The sequence below is a fragment of the Pseudomonas fluorescens genome, from assembly GCF_902497855.1.
Classification (GTDB): Bacteria; Pseudomonadota; Gammaproteobacteria; order Pseudomonadales; family Pseudomonadaceae; genus Aquipseudomonas; species Aquipseudomonas fluorescens_BI.
Map to the genome: position 1 here is coordinate 269,368 of NZ_CABVHU010000001.1, position 16,724 is coordinate 286,091.

13 protein-coding genes are annotated in these 16,724 nt (G+C 61.7%); 12 read left to right on the top strand and 1 reads right to left on the bottom strand.

The genetic code is table 11. The annotated features are described in order from the left end of the window. Nucleotides 1-28 precede the first annotated feature (28 nt). Nucleotides 29-946, bottom strand: a complete 918-nt coding sequence (locus F8N96_RS01270; protein ID WP_150796230.1) for a MurR/RpiR family transcriptional regulator — start codon at nucleotides 944-946, stop codon at nucleotides 29-31. A 309-nt stretch (nucleotides 947-1,255) separates the two neighbouring features. Between F8N96_RS01270 and F8N96_RS01275 the strand changes: the two genes are divergently transcribed. The 12 genes from F8N96_RS01275 to F8N96_RS01335 all read left to right on the top strand — a co-directional run bounded on the left by F8N96_RS01275 (nucleotide 1,256) and on the right by F8N96_RS01335 (nucleotide 16,547). Beyond that, entirely contained in the window at nucleotides 1,256-3,193 is a 1,938-nt protein-coding gene (locus F8N96_RS01275) for a bifunctional 5-dehydro-2-deoxygluconokinase/5-dehydro-2-deoxyphosphogluconate aldolase (protein ID WP_150796231.1), read from the top strand. A gap of 160 nt (nucleotides 3,194-3,353) precedes the next feature. Then, nucleotides 3,354-4,247 (top strand): myo-inosose-2 dehydratase, encoded by an 894-nt coding sequence (iolE, locus tag F8N96_RS01285; RefSeq protein ID WP_150796232.1) that lies wholly within the window; start codon nucleotides 3,354-3,356, stop codon nucleotides 4,245-4,247. Further along, entirely contained in the window at nucleotides 4,244-5,071 is an 828-nt protein-coding gene (gene iolB, locus F8N96_RS01290; protein ID WP_150796233.1) for a 5-deoxy-glucuronate isomerase, read from the top strand. Before iolE ends, iolB begins: the two co-directional genes overlap by 4 nt. 44 nt (nucleotides 5,072-5,115) lie before the next feature. Next, complete coding sequence (locus F8N96_RS01295) at nucleotides 5,116-5,937, top strand: TIM barrel protein (protein ID WP_150796234.1); 822 nt, start codon at nucleotides 5,116-5,118, stop codon at nucleotides 5,935-5,937. A gap of 85 nt (nucleotides 5,938-6,022) precedes the next feature. Continuing rightward, entirely contained in the window at nucleotides 6,023-7,954 is a 1,932-nt protein-coding gene (gene iolD / locus F8N96_RS01300) for a 3D-(3,5/4)-trihydroxycyclohexane-1,2-dione acylhydrolase (decyclizing) (protein WP_150796235.1), read from the top strand. A gap of 32 nt (nucleotides 7,955-7,986) precedes the next feature. Further along, the gene (locus tag F8N96_RS01305) at nucleotides 7,987-9,012 is read left to right on the top strand and encodes a Gfo/Idh/MocA family protein (protein ID WP_150796236.1); all 1,026 of its coding nucleotides are present in this window, start codon (nucleotides 7,987-7,989) and stop codon (nucleotides 9,010-9,012) included. A gap of 138 nt (nucleotides 9,013-9,150) precedes the next feature. Continuing rightward, nucleotides 9,151-10,221, top strand: a complete 1,071-nt coding sequence (locus F8N96_RS01310; protein WP_150796237.1) for a Gfo/Idh/MocA family protein — start codon at nucleotides 9,151-9,153, stop codon at nucleotides 10,219-10,221. Between the two features lie 138 nt (nucleotides 10,222-10,359). After that, entirely contained in the window at nucleotides 10,360-11,286 is a 927-nt protein-coding gene (locus F8N96_RS01315) for a sugar ABC transporter substrate-binding protein (RefSeq protein WP_150796238.1), read from the top strand. A 69-nt stretch (nucleotides 11,287-11,355) separates the two neighbouring features. After that, the gene (locus F8N96_RS01320) at nucleotides 11,356-12,921 is read left to right on the top strand and encodes a sugar ABC transporter ATP-binding protein (RefSeq protein WP_150796239.1); all 1,566 of its coding nucleotides are present in this window, start codon (nucleotides 11,356-11,358) and stop codon (nucleotides 12,919-12,921) included. A gap of 56 nt (nucleotides 12,922-12,977) precedes the next feature. Continuing rightward, nucleotides 12,978-14,000, top strand: coding sequence for an ABC transporter permease (locus F8N96_RS01325; RefSeq protein WP_150745192.1), 1,023 nt, complete (start codon nucleotides 12,978-12,980; stop codon nucleotides 13,998-14,000). Between the two features lie 327 nt (nucleotides 14,001-14,327). Continuing rightward, a complete protein-coding gene (locus tag F8N96_RS01330; protein ID WP_007907888.1) occupies nucleotides 14,328-14,732 on the top strand; it encodes a TraR/DksA family transcriptional regulator in 405 nt (134 codons plus the stop codon). Nucleotides 14,733-15,326: 594 nt separating this feature from the next. Then, nucleotides 15,327-16,547 (top strand): methyl-accepting chemotaxis protein, encoded by a 1,221-nt coding sequence (locus tag F8N96_RS01335; protein WP_412071799.1) that lies wholly within the window; start codon nucleotides 15,327-15,329, stop codon nucleotides 16,545-16,547. Nucleotides 16,548-16,724: the final 177 nt, after the last annotated feature.

A 16,724-nucleotide genomic window follows, 5' to 3' on the forward strand; every position in this document is an offset into this window, starting at 1 on the left:
TTTATGTGAGCGGGTTGATAACACTGCGCTAATCCTCGAAGCCCACCTGCTCGTGAATCTCATCGACCTTCAATTCCAGACGATAGGCCACGGCGATGAACAGCGCCTGGCACAGGCACAACGTCGCACTCAATGAACGAAAGGCAAACGAGCTGCCCTCATTGACCAGCAGCACGGTGTTGGCGCGCTTGGCCAAGGGGGAGAGGTTGCTGTCGGTGATGATCAGGGTTTTCGCCTGATGGTGCTGGGCAATGCGTAGGCAGTGCTGGGTTTCCTTGCCGTAGGGCGTGAAGCTGATGGCGATCACCAGGTCATTGGCGCGCACGCTGCGCATCTGCTCGCGGTAGCTGCCGCCGAGCCCGGAGACCAGATGGATGCGCTTGTTGGTGTGTTGCAGGTTGTAGACCAGGTAATCGGCCACCGCGAAGGAGCGGCGCACCCCGACCACGTAGATGTTGTCGGCGTTCACCACCAGGTCGACGGCCTTGTCGAAGGCCTGGTCATCGAGTTCCAGCCCCAGGCGTTCGATGCCCGACAGGGTCGCGTTGATGCATTCGCGCGCCAGGTCGCCACCGCTGGCCTTCTGCGACTTGTTGGCGATCATGCTGCGAATGCGCTGCTGGTAGTTCTGCACCGGCGTGGTCTTGTGGGTATAGGCCTCGCGAAACAGCGCCTGCATTTCGCTGAACCCACTGAAGCCGAAGCGTTGGGAGAACCGCACGATCGCCGATGGATGCACTTCGCATTCCCGGGCGATGTCGCTGATGCGGTCGACCATGATCCGGTCGCTCTGCTGGCTCATGTAGCTGGCGATGCGCTTGAGCTGGCGCGGCAGGCTCTCGTATTCCTCGGTGATCAGCGCCAGCAGGCGCTCGGCATTGATCGGGGGGCCAGGATCGCTCACAAGCGTGCTCTCGGTCGTGGCCGGCTGATCGGTGGGGGACATAGAAAATCCTTCTGGCTTGTTCTTATAGAGATGACGTATCAGGTCATCCCCTGACAATAGGTTGGCTGTGTGCAGTCTACAGGGTAGGCCCGGGTAAAATCTTGAGCTTGCCATCGGTAGGGGGTGCTGAAACGATCCACCGCGGCTGGAACGCTTGTACCAGAGTTTAATGGAAAAAATATTCCACGTAAAAAATATTTGGAATAATTATTGATTGTTTGGCCCCGGACGTTTTAGTCTGCACCCACCAAGAGTGTTCGGCGCGGTCATCGCCCCGGACGCAGGCTGATAAAAATAACAGGAGCCAGCATGGGCCAGACTCGTTTTGCCAGTGGGCGTCAATTGGATCTGATTTGCCTGGGGCGCCTTGGCGTCGACCTCTATGCGCAGCAAGTCGGGGCGCGGCTGGAAGATGTTTCAAGCTTCGCCAAGTACCTCGGCGGCTCGTCCGCCAACATCGCATTCGGCACCGCCCGGTTGGGGCTCAAGTCGGCGATGCTGAGCCGGGTGGGGGACGACCACATGGGGCGTTTCCTCGTTGAATCCCTGGCCCGTGAAGGCTGTGATGTCAGCGGGATCAAGGTCGATCCGGAACGCCTGACCGCCATGGTGCTGCTGGGCCTCAAGGACCGGGAGTCCTTTCCTCTGGTGTTCTATCGCGAGAACTGCGCCGACATGGCGCTGCGGGCCGAAGACATCCGCGAAGCCTTCATCGCCTCGAGCAAGGCCTTGCTGATCACCGGCACCCATTTCTCCACCGACGGCGTGTACAAGGCGAGCATCCAGGCCCTGGACCATGCACGCAAACACCACGTCAAATGCGTGCTCGACATCGATTACCGCCCGGTGCTCTGGGGCCTGGCCGGCAAGGCGGACGGTGAGACCCGTTTCGTCGCCGACCAGAACGTCAGCCAGCATGTGCAGAGAATCCTCCCGCGTTTCGACCTGATCGTCGGCACTGAAGAAGAATTCCTGATTGCCGGTGGCGCCGAGGATTTGCTCGGTGCGCTGCGCAACGTGCGGCGAGTGAGCGCGGCGACCCTGGTGGTCAAGCTGGGCCCGCAGGGCTGCACGGTGATTCACGGCGAGATCCCGGCGCGTCTGGAAGACGGTGCGATTTATCCCGGGGTGCGGGTCGAAGTGCTCAACGTGCTGGGCGCCGGCGATGCCTTCATGTCGGGTTTCCTCAGCGGTTGGCTGGAGGACGCCAGCGATGAGCGTTGCTGCCAGTTGGCCAATGCCTGCGGCGGCCTGGTGGTATCGCGCCATGCCTGCGCCCCGGCGATGCCGACCCGGGGCGAACTCGATTACCTGTTCAACAGCCCGGTGCCGATTACCCGGCCGGATCAGGACGTCACCCTGCAACGCCTGCATCAGGTCAGCGTGCCGCGCAAACAGTGGAAGCAACTGTTCATCTTTGCCTTCGACCATCGCTGGCAACTGGTGGAACTGGCCCACAAGGGCGGTCGCGACCTGAACGCCATCAGCGAGCTCAAACAACTGTTCATCCAGGCCGTGGCGCGGGTCGAAGCCGACCTGCACGTTCAAGGCATCGACGCCGATGTCGGGCTGCTGGCCGATCAACGCTTCGGCCAGGATTCGCTGAACGCGGCCACCGGTCGCGGCTGGTGGGTGGCGCGGCCGGTGGAGGTGCAAGGGTCGCGGCCGTTGGCGTTCGAACACGGACGCTCCATCGGCAGCAACCTGATTGCCTGGCCGCAGGAGCAGATCATCAAGTGCCTGGTGCAATTCCATCCGGACGACGAGCCGATGCTGCGCCTGGAACAGGAAGCGCAGCTCAAGGGCTTGTATCAGGCGTCCCAGGTCAGCGGTCATGAACTGCTGCTGGAAATCATCCCGCCCAAGGATCATCCCTCAGAGCACCCGGACGTGCTGTATCGCGCGCTGAAACGCCTCTACAACCTGGGCATCTACCCGGCGTGGTGGAAGATCGAAGCGCAGAGCGCCGAGGAATGGAAACAACTCGACGAACTGATTCAACAACGGGATCCGTACTGCCGTGGCGTGGTGCTGCTGGGCTTGAATGCACCGGCGGCGGCGTTGGCCGAAGGCTTTCAACAGGCCAGTCAGAGCCAGACCTGTCGCGGGTTTGCCGTGGGCCGGACGATTTTCCAGGAGCCGAGCCGTGCGTGGCTGGCGGGCGAAATCGATGACGAGGCGCTGATCCGCCAGGTGCAGGGCACCTTTGTCGAACTGATCGATGCCTGGCGCACCGCCCGCGCCTGACGCAACACCGCAATACCCCTGTAGGAGCGGGCTTGCCCGCGAAGACGGCGGCACATTCAACATTGATGCCGCCTGACACAACGCTTTCGCGGGCAAGCCCGCTCCCACAGGGTTTTGTATTCGCTCTTACTGGTTATGTAAAACAATAAAAGGTGCAGCCATGCCCGCTATCCGAATTGGCATCAACCCGATCTCCTGGAGCAACGACGACCTGCCGTCCCTCGGTGGCGAGACGCCGCTGAGCACCGCTTTGAGCGAAGGCAAGGACATCGGCTACGAAGGTTTCGAACTCAACGGCAAATTCCCCAAGGACGCCAAAGGCGTTGGCGATGTGCTGCGTCCGTATGACCTGGCGCTGGTGTCCGGCTGGTATTCCAGTCGCCTGGCCCGCCGCTCGGTGGCCGAGGAAATCGACGCCATCGCCAGCCATGTCGAGCTGCTGGCGCAGAACGGCGCCAAGGTGCTGGTTTACGGCGAAGTCGCCGACTCCATTCAGGGCCAGCACATCCCATTGGTGGAGCGTCCGCAGTTTCACACCGAGCAGGCGTGGCAGGAATACGCCGACAAGCTCACCGAACTGGCCCGTTTCACCCTGTCCCGGGGCGTGCGCCTGGCCTACCACCACCATATGGGCGCCTACGTCGAATCCCCCGCGGACATCGACAAACTGATGGCGCTGACCGGCAGCGAAGTCGGCCTGCTGTTCGACTCGGGCCATTGCTACATGGGGGGTGGCGAACCCTTGCACGTGCTGCGCAAGCACATCGAACGCATCTGCCACGTGCACTTCAAGGACGTGCGCAAACCGGTGGTGCAACTGGCGCGCAACAACCTGTGGAGCTTCCCCGACTGCATCATCAACGGCACCTTCACCGTGCCCGGCGATGGCGACATCGATTTCGGCGCCTTGCTCGATGTGCTGCTGGCCGCCGATTACCACGGCTGGCTGGTGGTCGAAGCGGAACAGGATCCGGCGGTGGCTCCGAGTTATGCCTACGCCAAAAAAGGCTACGACACCTTGCGTGCACTGCTCGACGAGAGGATTGCGTCATGAGTCTGCTGGTCAAAAGCAACGCCCGTGGCCGGACCATGGTCGAGTTGGGGCAAGGTGAGCTGGAATACGTCGGCTTCGCCGCTTACCGCTTGAGCCTCGGCGAAACCCTGCCGGTCTCGGCGGGTGATAAAGAGCTGTGCCTGGTGCTGCTCAGCGGCCGGGTCAGCATCAAGGGCGAAGCGCCGGGGCAGGGCGCGTTCGACTGGGACAATATCGGCGATCGCCAGTCGGTGTTCGAAGACAAGCCTCCGTTCGCTGCGTACTTGCCGCCCGGCAGTCAGGCGCAGGTGGTCGCGCTGAGTGATGTGCAGGTTGCCGTGTGTTCCGCGCCTGGCGCTACTGAAGCTGAAAGCGCAAAGATCGCAGCCTTCGGCCCGCGGCTGATCACACCCGACAGCATGAAGCGCAGCGTGCGCGGCAAGGGCGCCAACACCCGCTACGTCTGCGACATCCTGCCCGACACCGAGCCTGCCCATTCGCTGCTGGTGGTGGAAGTGCGCACGCCGTCGGGGCATTCGTCGAGCTACCCGCCGCACAAGCACGACACCGATGACCTGCCGCACCAGAGCTTTCTCGAAGAAACCTATTACCACCAGATCAACCCGCCACAGGGCTTTGTGTTCCAGCGGGTGTACACCGACGACCGCAGCATCGACCAGGCCATGGCCGTGGAAAACAGCGACCTGGTGGTCGTGCCCAAGGGCTATCACCCGGTCAGCGTGCCGTACGGCTACGAGTCGTATTACCTGAACGTGATGGCCGGACCCAAGCGCGTCTGGCAGTTCCATAACGATCCGCAGCACAGCTGGCTGCTGGATCTGTGAACTGAAACGCCTGAATGCCTACTTCTGCACGGAGAACAATAACAATGAGCAAACCCCTGCGTTTCGCCCTGAACCGTATGGTCGCCCCCCGTTTGTCCTTGCCGGCGTTCATCGAGCTGGCGGTGACCCTCAAGGCCGACGCCATCGAGATCCGCAACGACCTCAAGGGCGTCGAGATCGAAGACGGCACCGCACCCGAGCGGGTGCGTGAGTTGTGCGCGGCCAAAGGCATCCGCGTGCTGTCGATCAATGCGCTGTATCCGTTCGATGTGTGGAATGACGAGCGCCGGGCGCAGGCCTTGAAGCTGGCCGCTTATGCCCGTGATTGCGGCGCACAGGGCTTGGTCATGTGCCCGTTGAACGACCGTGGTGACTCGCGCAACGAGGCCGAACGCGCTGCCGGCCTGCGCACGGCATTGACTCAGCTGGCGCCGATCCTGCGCGATCACGGGATTCTGGGTTTCATCGAGCCGCTGGGCTTCGAAGAGTGCTCGTTGCGCCGCAAACGTACGGCGGTGGATGCGATCAAGGCCATCGGCGGGCTGGATGTGTTCCGACTGGTGCATGACACCTTCCACCATCACCTGGCCGGCGAACATGAGTTTTTCCCTGAATTGACCGGGCTGGTGCACATCTCCGGAGTCGAGGATGCCGAAGCGCCTCTGGCGACCATCCGCGACGGCCACCGGGTGCTGGTGGGCGAGGGCGATATTCTCGGTAACGCGGCGCAGATTGAGACTTTGTTGAGCTGCGGGTACAGCGGCTACCTGTCGTTCGAGCCGTTTGCCGACAGTGTGCATGGGTTGGCGGATATCGAGCAGGCGATCGGTGCGAGCATGGATCACCTGCAAAAAACCCTGGCCTGACACCGTTATCGAAACCGATGGAGATCAACTGTGGGATCACATTCCACAGCACACACCGGATTTGGCTTCAAAGGAAGGTGCAAGCATGACCACAACAAGACTGACCATGGCCCAGGCCCTGGTGAAATTCCTCGATAACCAGTACATCGAGGTCGACGGGGTCCAGAGCAAATTCGTTGCCGGGGTCTTTACCATTTTCGGTCACGGCAACGTGCTCGGACTGGGGCAAGCCCTGGAGCAGGACAGCGGTGACCTGATCGTGCATCAGGGTCGCAACGAGCAAGGCATGGCCCATGCCGCCATCGGCTTCGCCAAGCAGCATCTGCGGCGCAAGATCTACGCCTGCACGTCGTCGGTGGGGCCAGGCGCGGCGAACATGCTGACCGCTGCCGCCACCGCGAGCGCCAACCGCATTCCCTTGCTGCTGTTGCCCGGTGATGTCTACGCCTGCCGCCAGCCGGACCCGGTGCTGCAACAGATCGAGCAGTTCCACGACCTGAGCATCAGCACCAACGACGCGTTCAAGGCTGTCAGCAAATACTGGGACCGGATCAACCGTCCCGAGCAGCTGATGAGCGCGGCGATCCACGCCATGCGTGTGCTCACCGACCCCGCAGAAACCGGCGCGGTGACCCTGGCCTTGCCGCAGGACGTTCAAGCCGAGGCCTACGACTACCCGGATTACTTCCTGCAAAAACGCGTGCATCGCATCGAGCGCCGTCCAGCCACCGACGCCATGCTCGGTGACGCGCTGGCGCTGTTCAAAGGCAAGCGCAAACCGCTGATCATCTGCGGCGGCGGGGTCAAGTACTCCGGGGCCAACGCGGCGTTGCAGGCCTTTGCCGAGCGCTTCGATATCCCCTTCGCCGAAACCCAGGCCGGCAAGAGCGCGGTGATCTCCAGCCATCCGCTGAACGTCGGCGGCATCGGCGAAACCGGCTGCCTGGCCGCGAATCTGCTGGCCAGGGACGCTGATCTGATCATCGGGATCGGCACCCGCTACAGCGACTTCACCACGGCGTCGAAGTCCTTGTTCCAGCATCCGCAGGTGCAATTTCTCAACCTCAATATCAGCCCCTGCGACGCGCTGAAACTCGATGGCGTGCAGCTGCTGGCAGATGCCAAAACTGGATTGCAGGCACTGGCCGAAGCACTGGGCGACTACCGCTCGAGCTGGGGCGATCAACCCCGTCAAGCCAAGGCGCAGCTGGATGAGGAAGTCGATCGCCTCTATCAGGTGCAATACCAGACCCAGGACTTTACCCCGGAAATCAACGACCACCTGGACCCGGCGGTCCTGCGTGAATTCATCGAGCTGACCGGTTCCTGCCTGACCCAGAGCCGCGTGCTCGGGGTGCTCAATCAAACCCTGGCCGACGACGCGGTGATCGTTGCCGCCGCCGGCAGCCTGCCCGGGGACTTGCAGCGCAGCTGGCGCAGCAAGGGCGTCAACACTTATCACGTCGAGTACGGCTATTCCTGCATGGGTTACGAGGTCAACGCCGCGTTGGGCGTGAAGCTCGCCGAGCCCGAGCGCGAGGTCTATGCGCTGGTGGGCGACGGCTCCTACATGATGCTGCACTCGGAGCTGGCAACCTCGATTCAGGAACGGCGCAAGATCAACGTGGTGCTGCTCGACAACATGACCTTCGGTTGCATCAACAACCTGCAGATGGGCAACGGCATGGACAGCTTCGGCACCGAGTTCCGTTTCCGCAACCCGGAAACCGGCAAGCTCGATGGCGGCTTCGTGCCGGTGGATTTCGCCATGAGCGCGGCGGCCTACGGTTGCAAGACCTACAAGGTGAACACGGTCGAAGAGCTGCAAGCCGCGCTGGCGGATGCGCGCTTGCAGACGGTGTCGACCCTGATCGACATCAAGGTCCTGCCCAAGACCATGATTCATGGCTACCTGTCGTGGTGGCGGGTCGGCGTCGCGCAAGTCTCCACCAGTGCCCGCACCCATGAAGTGGCCAAGACCCTCGACGAACGACTGGCCAAGGCCCGTCAGTACTGATTGCCCTGAATCGAACAACAAGGAGTCCTTACATGTCATTGCTTTCCAATTCGTTGCGATTAGGCGTCATCGGCACCGGGGCCATCGGCCAGGACCATATCCGTCGTTGCAGCCAGACCTTGCTCAACAGCCAGGTGGTCGCGGTCACCGACATCAATCTGCAACAAGCGGCCAAGGTCGTTTCCGACTTGAAGCTGACCGCTGAGGTCTATCCCGACGGTCACTCACTGATCAAGGCCCCGGAAGTCGAGGCGATCCTCGTCACCTCCTGGGGCCCGAGCCACGAAGCGTTCGTATTGGCGGCGATTGCCGCGGGCAAACCGGTGTTCTGCGAGAAGCCCCTGGCCGTCACCGCCGAAGGCTGCCGCAAGATCGTCGAGGCCGAAGTGGCCCACGGCAAACGCTTGGTGCAGGTCGGTTTCATGCGTCCGTACGACGAAGGTTATCGGGCACTCAAGGCGGTGATCGACAGCGGCCAGATCGGTGAGCCACTGATGTTGCACTGTGCGCATCGCAACCCGACCGTGGGTGAAAACTACAAGACCGACATGGCGATCACCGACACCCTGATCCATGAACTGGATGTGCTGCGCTGGCTGCTCGACGACGACTATGTGTCAGTGCAAGTGGTGTTCCCGCGCAAGACCAGCAAGGCCCTGGCGCATTTGAAAGACCCGCAGATCGTGCTGCTGGAAACCGCCAAGGGCACCCGCATCGACGTCGAAGTGTTCGTCAACTGCCAGTACGGCTACGACATCCAGTGCGAAGTGGTGGGGGAGACCGGCATCGCGAAACTGCCGGAGCCGTCGCAGGTGCAGTTGCGCAGCGGCGCGAAGCTGTCCAACGCGATCCTGATGGACTGGAAGGATCGCTTCATCGCCGCCTATGACGTCGAGCTGCAGGCCTTTATCGATGGTGTGCGGGCCGGGCAGGTGGGTGGGCCTTCAGCGTGGGACGGCTTCGCCGCAGCCGTGGCGGCGGACGCCTGCATCGAAGCACAAAACAGCGGTGCAATCGTCAAGGTCGGCCTGCCAAACCGCCCCCACTTCTACGGCTAACCCTCGAAATGATCGTTCCCACGCTCTGCGTGGGAATGCATCAATGGACGCTCTGCGTCCGCTTTTGGGACGCAGAGCGTCCCGGCTGCATCCCCACGCAGAGCGTGGGGACGATCAACAATAAGAAGGAATCCACACATGCGCATCGGGCTTGTCGGTTACGGCCATGGCGGCCGGTTTTTCCATGCTCCGCTGATCAGCAGTTTACCGACGGCGACGTTCGTCGGGGTGGTCACCCGCTCGAAGGAGCGCCGCCAGTTGCTGGCGGTCGAGCATCCGGGGGTGCCGGCCTTCGACAGCATTGGCCAGATGGTGGAGGCCGGGATCGATGTGCTGGTGGTCTCGACGCCGCTCAAGGGGCGTCCGGCGCTGGTGCTCGACGGGATCGAACACGGCGTGGCGGTGGTCAGCGACAAGCCGTTCGCCGCCGATGCGCAGCAGGCGCAAACCCTGATCACCATGGCCGAGCGCCATGGCGTGCGGCTTAGCGTCTATCAGAACCGGCGCTGGGACTCGGACTTCCTCACCGTGCGCAAACTCATCGAGTCCGGCGCGCTGGGGCAGGTCAGTCGTTTCGAATCGCGGATCGAACGCTACTCGCCGCAGTCGGTGAACAACGGCAGCGGCGGCGGTTTCCTGCGCGATCTGGGCAGCCATCTGGTGGATCAGGCGCTGCTGTTGTTCGGCCCCGTCACTCGGGTTTACGCCGAACTGGATTACCTCGAAAAAGGCCAGGTCTTCGACAACGGCTTCTTTATGTCCCTGACCCACGCCAACGGCGTGACCTCGCACCTGGGCGGCAGTTGCCTGCAAAACACCCCCGGCCCGCGTTTTCGCGTGACCGGCACCCAGGGTTGCTACAGCGTCGATGGCCTGGACGGGCAGGAGGCATCGACGTTCGCCGGGCTTTCGCCCAGGTCCGAAGGCGAACGCTGGGGCGTGGAAGAGCATCGCCGCTGGGGCTGGTTCGAGCAAGGCGAGGTGCGCGAGCGGGTACCCTCCGAGCGAGGCTGCTGGAATCAGTTCTATTTACAGCTACAAACCGCGTTACAGAGCGGTGGCCCACTGCCCGTGGACGCCCGTGATGCACTGGCGGCGACCCGCGTGCTAGACGCCGCGCGGCTAAGTGCCGAGCGCCGGCAAGTGGTGGAATTGAGCCCGTTCGAGAGCCATGGAATAAAATCAGCTAAAAATTCTAAAATGAGTTGATATGGAAATTATTTTCCAATAAAGTCATTTCCAGCGACCTGCCACGCGCTACGTTTCAACGCTTTTCCCGCTCGTCCGCTGACTGAAATCGTCACGCCTTATCCATAAAACCAACAAGAATGTGGAGAAAGACTTTTCATGAAGACCAGGATCCGTTTCGCCTCACTTGCCCTGTCCCTGATGTTCGCCAGCGGGGCTGCCCTCGCCGACATGAAGATCGGCGTCAGCATGTCGCAGTTCGATGACACCTGGCTGACCTACCTGCGCGAATCCATGGACCACAAAGCCAAGTCCTATCCCGACGGCGTCCAGCTGCAGTTCGAAGACGCGCGCAGCGACGTGGTCAAGCAACTGAGCCAGGTGGAAAGCTTCATCAGCCAGAAGGTCGACGCCATCGTGGTCAATCCGGTGGATACGGCCGCTACCAAAAAAATCACCCAGGCCGCGGTCAAGGCCGGAATCCCGCTGGTCTACGTCAACCGTCGTCCCGATGACCTGAACCTGCCCAAAGGCGTGGTGACCGTCGCCTCCAATGACAGGGAGGCCGGCGAAATGCAGATGCAGTACCTGGCCGACAAGATGGGCGGCAAGGGCGATATCGTGATTCTGCTGGGCGACCTCGCGAACAATTCCACCACCAACCGCACCCAGGGCGTCAAGGAGGTGCTGGCCAAGTACCCGAACATCAAGATCGAGCAAGAGCAGACCGGCATCTGGCTGCGGGATAAAGGCATGACCCTGGTCAACGACTGGCTGACCCAGGGCCGCAAGTTCGACGCCGTGGTCTCGAACAACGACGAGATGGCCATCGGTGCCGCGATGGCCCTGCAACAGGCCGGCGTGGCCAAGGGCAGTGTGTTGATCGCCGGTGTCGACGGTACGCCGGATGGCTTGAACGCGGTGAAGAAGGGGTCGTTGGCGGCGTCGGTGTTCCAGGATGCCAAGGGCCAGGCTGACGGCTCGATCGACACCGCGGTGAAAATGGCGAAAAACGAGCCGGTCGAGTCGGCGGTGTGGGTGCCGTTTCGCCTGATCACTCCGGACAACGTCGACCAGTTCAAATAGTCCGTCCGTTCAATAACAACAATAAGCACGCAAGGGGCAAGCGCGACCTTGCTGATGGAGTACCTGATCATGTTCGCTTCAGCGACCGCTTCGAGCCCTCCGATGGTGGGTGTCCAGCCAACTGCAATACCTGTCGATGAGCCGTACCTGCTGGAGATCGTCAATGTCAGCAAGGGTTTTCCCGGCGTGGTGGCCCTGTCCGATGTACAGCTTCGGGTCCGCCCCGGTTCCGTGCTGGCGCTGATGGGCGAAAATGGCGCCGGCAAATCCACCCTGATGAAAATCATCGCCGGCATCTACCAGCCGGACGCCGGCGAACTGCGCCTGCGGGGCAAACCGGTGGTGTTCGAGACGCCACTGGCGGCGCTGCAGGCCGGGATCGCGATGATCCACCAGGAACTCAACCTGATGCCGCACATGAGCATCGCCGAGAACATCTGGATCGGCCGTGAACAGCTCAATGGCCTGCACATGATCGACCACCGCGAGATGCACCGCTGCACGGCGAAGCTGCTGGAACGCCTGCGCATCAACCTCGATCCGGAAGAACAGGTCGGCAACCTGAGCATCGCCGAACGGCAGATGGTCGAGATTGCCAAGGCGGTGTCCTACGACTCGGACATCCTGATCATGGACGAACCGACCTCGGCCATTACCGACAAGGAAGTCGCCCATCTGTTTTCGATCATTGCCGACCTCAAGCGCCAGGGCAAAGGCATCATCTACATCACCCACAAGATGAACGAAGTGTTCACCATTGCCGATGAAGTGGCGGTGTTCCGTGACGGCGCCTACATCGGCCTGCAGCGGGCCGACAGCATGGACGGCGACAGCCTGATTTCGATGATGGTCGGGCGCGAACTGAGCCAGTTGTTCCCGGTGCGCGAGACGCCGATCGGCGAGCTGTTGCTGTCGGTGCGCGACCTGAAGCTCGACGGCATTTTCAAGGACGTGTCCTTCGACCTGCACGCCGGGGAGATTCTCGGCATCGCCGGGTTGATGGGCTCGGGCCGAACCAATGTCGCCGAGGCGATTTTCGGCATCACCCCGAGCGACGGTGGCGAGATTCGCCTGGATGGCGAGGTGGTGCGCATTACCGATCCGCACATGGCCATCGAGAAGGGCTTCGCGCTGTTGACCGAGGATCGCAAGCTCAGCGGCCTGTTCCCGTGCCTGTCGGTGCTGGAGAACATGGAAATGGCGGTGCTGCCGCACTACGCCGGCCACGGTTTCATCCAGCAAAAGGCCCTGCGGGCCTTGTGCGAAGACATGTGCAGGAAGCTGCGGGTGAAAACCCCGTCGCTGGAACAGTGCATCGACACGCTGTCCGGCGGTAATCAGCAAAAGGCCTTGCTGGCGCGCTGGCTGATGACCAACCCGCGAATCCTGATTCTCGACGAGCCGACCCGCGGCATCGATGTCGGCGCCAAGGCCGAGATCTACCGGCTGATTTCCTACCTGGCCAGCGAAGGAATGGCGGTGATCATGATTTCTTCGGAGCTGCCGGAAGTGCTCGGCATGAGCGACCGGGTCATGGTCATGCACGAGGGCGACCTGATGGGCACCCTCGACCGCAGCGAAGCGACCCAGGAACGGGTGATGCAACTGGCCTCGGGCATGTCCGCGGTTCACTAATGGATGCGGGCGCTGGCCAGGCCAGCGTCGACGACGCGATAGAAGGGTGATGGGTTATGAACGCGATACTGGAAAACAAACCAGCAACGGTACCGGTCAAGAGTCGCCGGCGCTTTCCCACCGAACTGAGTATCTTCCTGGTGCTGATCGGCATCGGCCTGGTGTTCGAAGTGTTCGGCTGGATCGTGCGCGACCAGAGCTTCCTGATGAACTCCCAGCGCCTGGTGTTGATGATCCTGCAAGTGTCGATCATCGGCCTGCTGGCCATCGGCGTGACTCAGGTCATCATTACCACGGGTATCGACCTGTCCTCCGGCTCGGTGCTGGCGCTGTCGGCGATGATTGCCGCCAGCCTGGCCCAGACCTCCGACTTTACCCGTGCGGTGTTCCCCTCGCTGACCGACTTGCCGGTGTGGATTCCGGTGATAGCGGGGCTTGGCGTAGGGTTGCTGGCGGGGGCGATCAACGGCAGCATCATTGCCATCACCGGCATTCCACCCTTCATTGCCACCCTCGGCATGATGGTCTCCGCTCGCGGCCTGGCGCGTTACTACACCGAAGGCCAGCCGGTGAGCATGCTCTCGGACTCCTACACCGCCATCGGCCACGGCGCGATGCCGGTGGTGATTTTCCTGGTGGTCGCGGTGATCTTTCACATCGCCCTGCGTTACACCAAATACGGCAAGTACACCTACGCCATCGGCGGCAACATGCAGGCGGCGCGCACTTCGGGGATCAACGTCAAGCGCCATCTGGTGATCGTCTACAGCATCGCCGGGCTGCTCGCCGGCCTGGCAGGGGTGGTGGCTTCGGCACGCGCCGCGACCGGGCAGGCCGGGATGGGCATGTCCTATGAGCTGGACGCGATTGCCGCGGCAGTGATCGGCGGCACCAGCCTGGCCGGAGGCGTGGGGCGCATCACTGGCACCGTGATCGGCGCGTTGATACTCGGGGTGATGGCCAGCGGCTTTACCTTTGTCGGGGTCGATGCGTATATTCAGGACATCATCAAGGGATTGATCATCGTGGTAGCGGTGGTGATCGACCAATACCGCAACAAGCGTAAACTCAAGCGCTGAAACCGGAACAAGCCGCAAAATGCGCCACGCCTGACCCGCGTGGCGCAGCCGTTTGTCTTCTCTGTACAGCCGCTCGATGGAATTTCTTGCTATAAACGCACTCCGATAACCACCGCATAGTCTGCCATGGAGCACTTTCGGGGCTTTGTCGGACGAATTCGCTGTCTTTTCAGTTGCTGAGGCCTCAAGTCGGCCTTAGACTGCCGCCCCTCGTAAATTGAGTGCCGGGTGGCGCTTGGAATCAATGGCGCCTTTCCGATGACCGAACCAGGTCCGCCGGAACGCTCCCTAATTCGCCTTAATGCACGTTTTTTTATAGAGAAATCAATGACAAAGGACAAGTTGCTGGCCATGCCGGCGGATGACTACATGAATGCCGAGCAACATGCTTTTTTCTCCGAGCTGTTGCAAAACATGAAAGTCGAAACCCATGAGCGGATCGAACAGAACCGCATCGCCATCGAGAGCCTGGACACTCCAGCCGACCCGGCTGACGCTGCTTCTGTCGAGGAAGAGCGCACCTGGTTGGTGAACGCGATCGATCGCGACCAGCGCATGCTGCCTCAGTTGGAACAGGCGCTGGAGCGCATCAAGGAAGACAGCTTCGGCTGGTGCGACGACAGCGGCGAGGCCATTGGCCTCAAGCGCCTGCTGATCAGCCCGACCACCAAGTACTGCATCGAAGCTCAAGAGCGTCACGAGCAGATCGACAAGCACCAGCGTCAGGCCTGATTCAGTAGCGCCCCCATCGCGGGCAAGCCCGCTCCCACAAGGTTTGTATTGAACCTGTGGGAGCGGCTTGCCCGCGATGCTTTTCGACGTCTGCGAAAACCCCCGCGCACTTCTATTGATCTGCTGCAACGCCCACTACTAATGGACCATGGATAATGGCCCATTGATGGCGTTTAATGCGGACACAACAATTAGAAGCTACCTGGGGTGACAACGATGACGCGAGACGGGTCTCTGGCCGGGGCAATGCCCGCAGCCGTACTTCCGCCGAAAAACCTGTGGCTGACGCCGACCCTGCAAAGCATCGCCATGATGCTCCTGTTGTGTGGCATGGCGCTGGCTGGCTGGTCGCTCTACCTTGGCCTGCCAGTGGCCATGTTGATTATCTGGCTGCCGCGTCTGCGTTCGCGCCCGATCCCCGAACCCCCCTTCGACAACTCTGACGCCATCGCTGAGTTGACCCGCGAGCTTTCCTACACCACCAGTCATAACGCGCTGTCCGCCGCGGGCGTGGCCTATTCGGTCAAGCAACTGGCCGACAGGCTGCAATCGCAACTCAGTGCCGCGGCGCGGATTGTCAGCAATGCCGAAGTGATGATCACCACCGAACAAGCCACCTCGACCCTCAGCCGACAGGCCCTCGGCGCCGCCAGCGAGGCTCACCGCAGCAGCGCGGCAGGGCGAACGGAGCTGATCGAGTCCATTACCCGCATGCATCAACTCAGTCAGCGCGCCAACAACAGCCGGGAACTGATCGAAGCCCTGAGCCTGCGCAGCGACGATATCCAACGGGTGACCCTGGTGATCCAGTCCATCGCCAACCAGACCAATCTGCTGGCCTTGAACGCCGCCATCGAAGCGGCGCGGGCCGGGGAGCACGGTCGCGGTTTTGCGGTGGTGGCCGATGAGGTTCGCGGTCTGGCCGCGCGCACGGCGACGGCGACCGGCGAAGTCGGGGAAATGGTCAGCGATATCCAGCAACGCACCGCGCAAGTGGTGGAGCAGATCCGCCAACTGTCCAGCGATCTCGACAGTGGCGTCGAACAGGTCGAGCACACGGGACAGCATCTGCAAGACATCGCACGTCTGGCGGCCGGCGTCGAAAGCCAGGTCGGGGACATCGCCAAGGGCGCGCAGACCAACCGCGAGCAGCTGGACAGCCTGTTTCACGCCATCGAGCAGATGCGCAGCGACCTGGCGGTCAGCGACGAGCAGACCCAACGCCTGGCCCAGGCGGCCGTGCAAATGGAGGGTCAGGCCGAAACCATCAGCGAGCGCCTGGCCGAAGTCGGCCTGGATGACTATCACCAGCGCATTTATGACCTGGCCCGCGAAGGCGCGAGCCGGATTGCGGCGCGTTTCGAAGCGGATATCGACGAGGGCCGAGTCAGCCTCGACGACCTGTTCGATCGCAATTACCAGGCGATCCCCAACACCAGCCCGGCCAAATACCAGACCCGTTTCGATCGCTACACCGATCAGGTCCTGCCGGCGATCCAGGAATCGTTGCTGCCGCGCCATGAGGGCCTGGTGTTCGCCATTGCCTGCACACAGCAAGGCTATGTGCCGACCCATAACACGGCCTTCAGCCAGCCATTGACCGGCGACGCGCAGGTCGACACCCTGAACAACCGCACCAAACGCAAGTTCGCCGACCGCACCGGGATCCGCTGTGGCAGCCATCAGCAGGCCGTGCTGCTGCAAACCTATACCCGCGACACCGGTGAGCTGATGCACGATCTCTCGGTGCCGGTCATGCTCAAGGGCCGGCATTGGGGTGGACTGCGTCTGGGCTACAAGCCGCAGAACTTGTAGGAGCGAGCTTGCTCGCGATGGATTCCAGAGCACCGCGTGTTATCCAGCAAACACGCGTTATCGTTGACGACCATCGTCGGAACGCCGCCCGGAGCAAGCTCGCTCCTACAGGTATTATTGTTACAGTTTTAGTAATGAAGCTGTACAACAGTGTTGCTGTTTCCTCGGAATTGAACT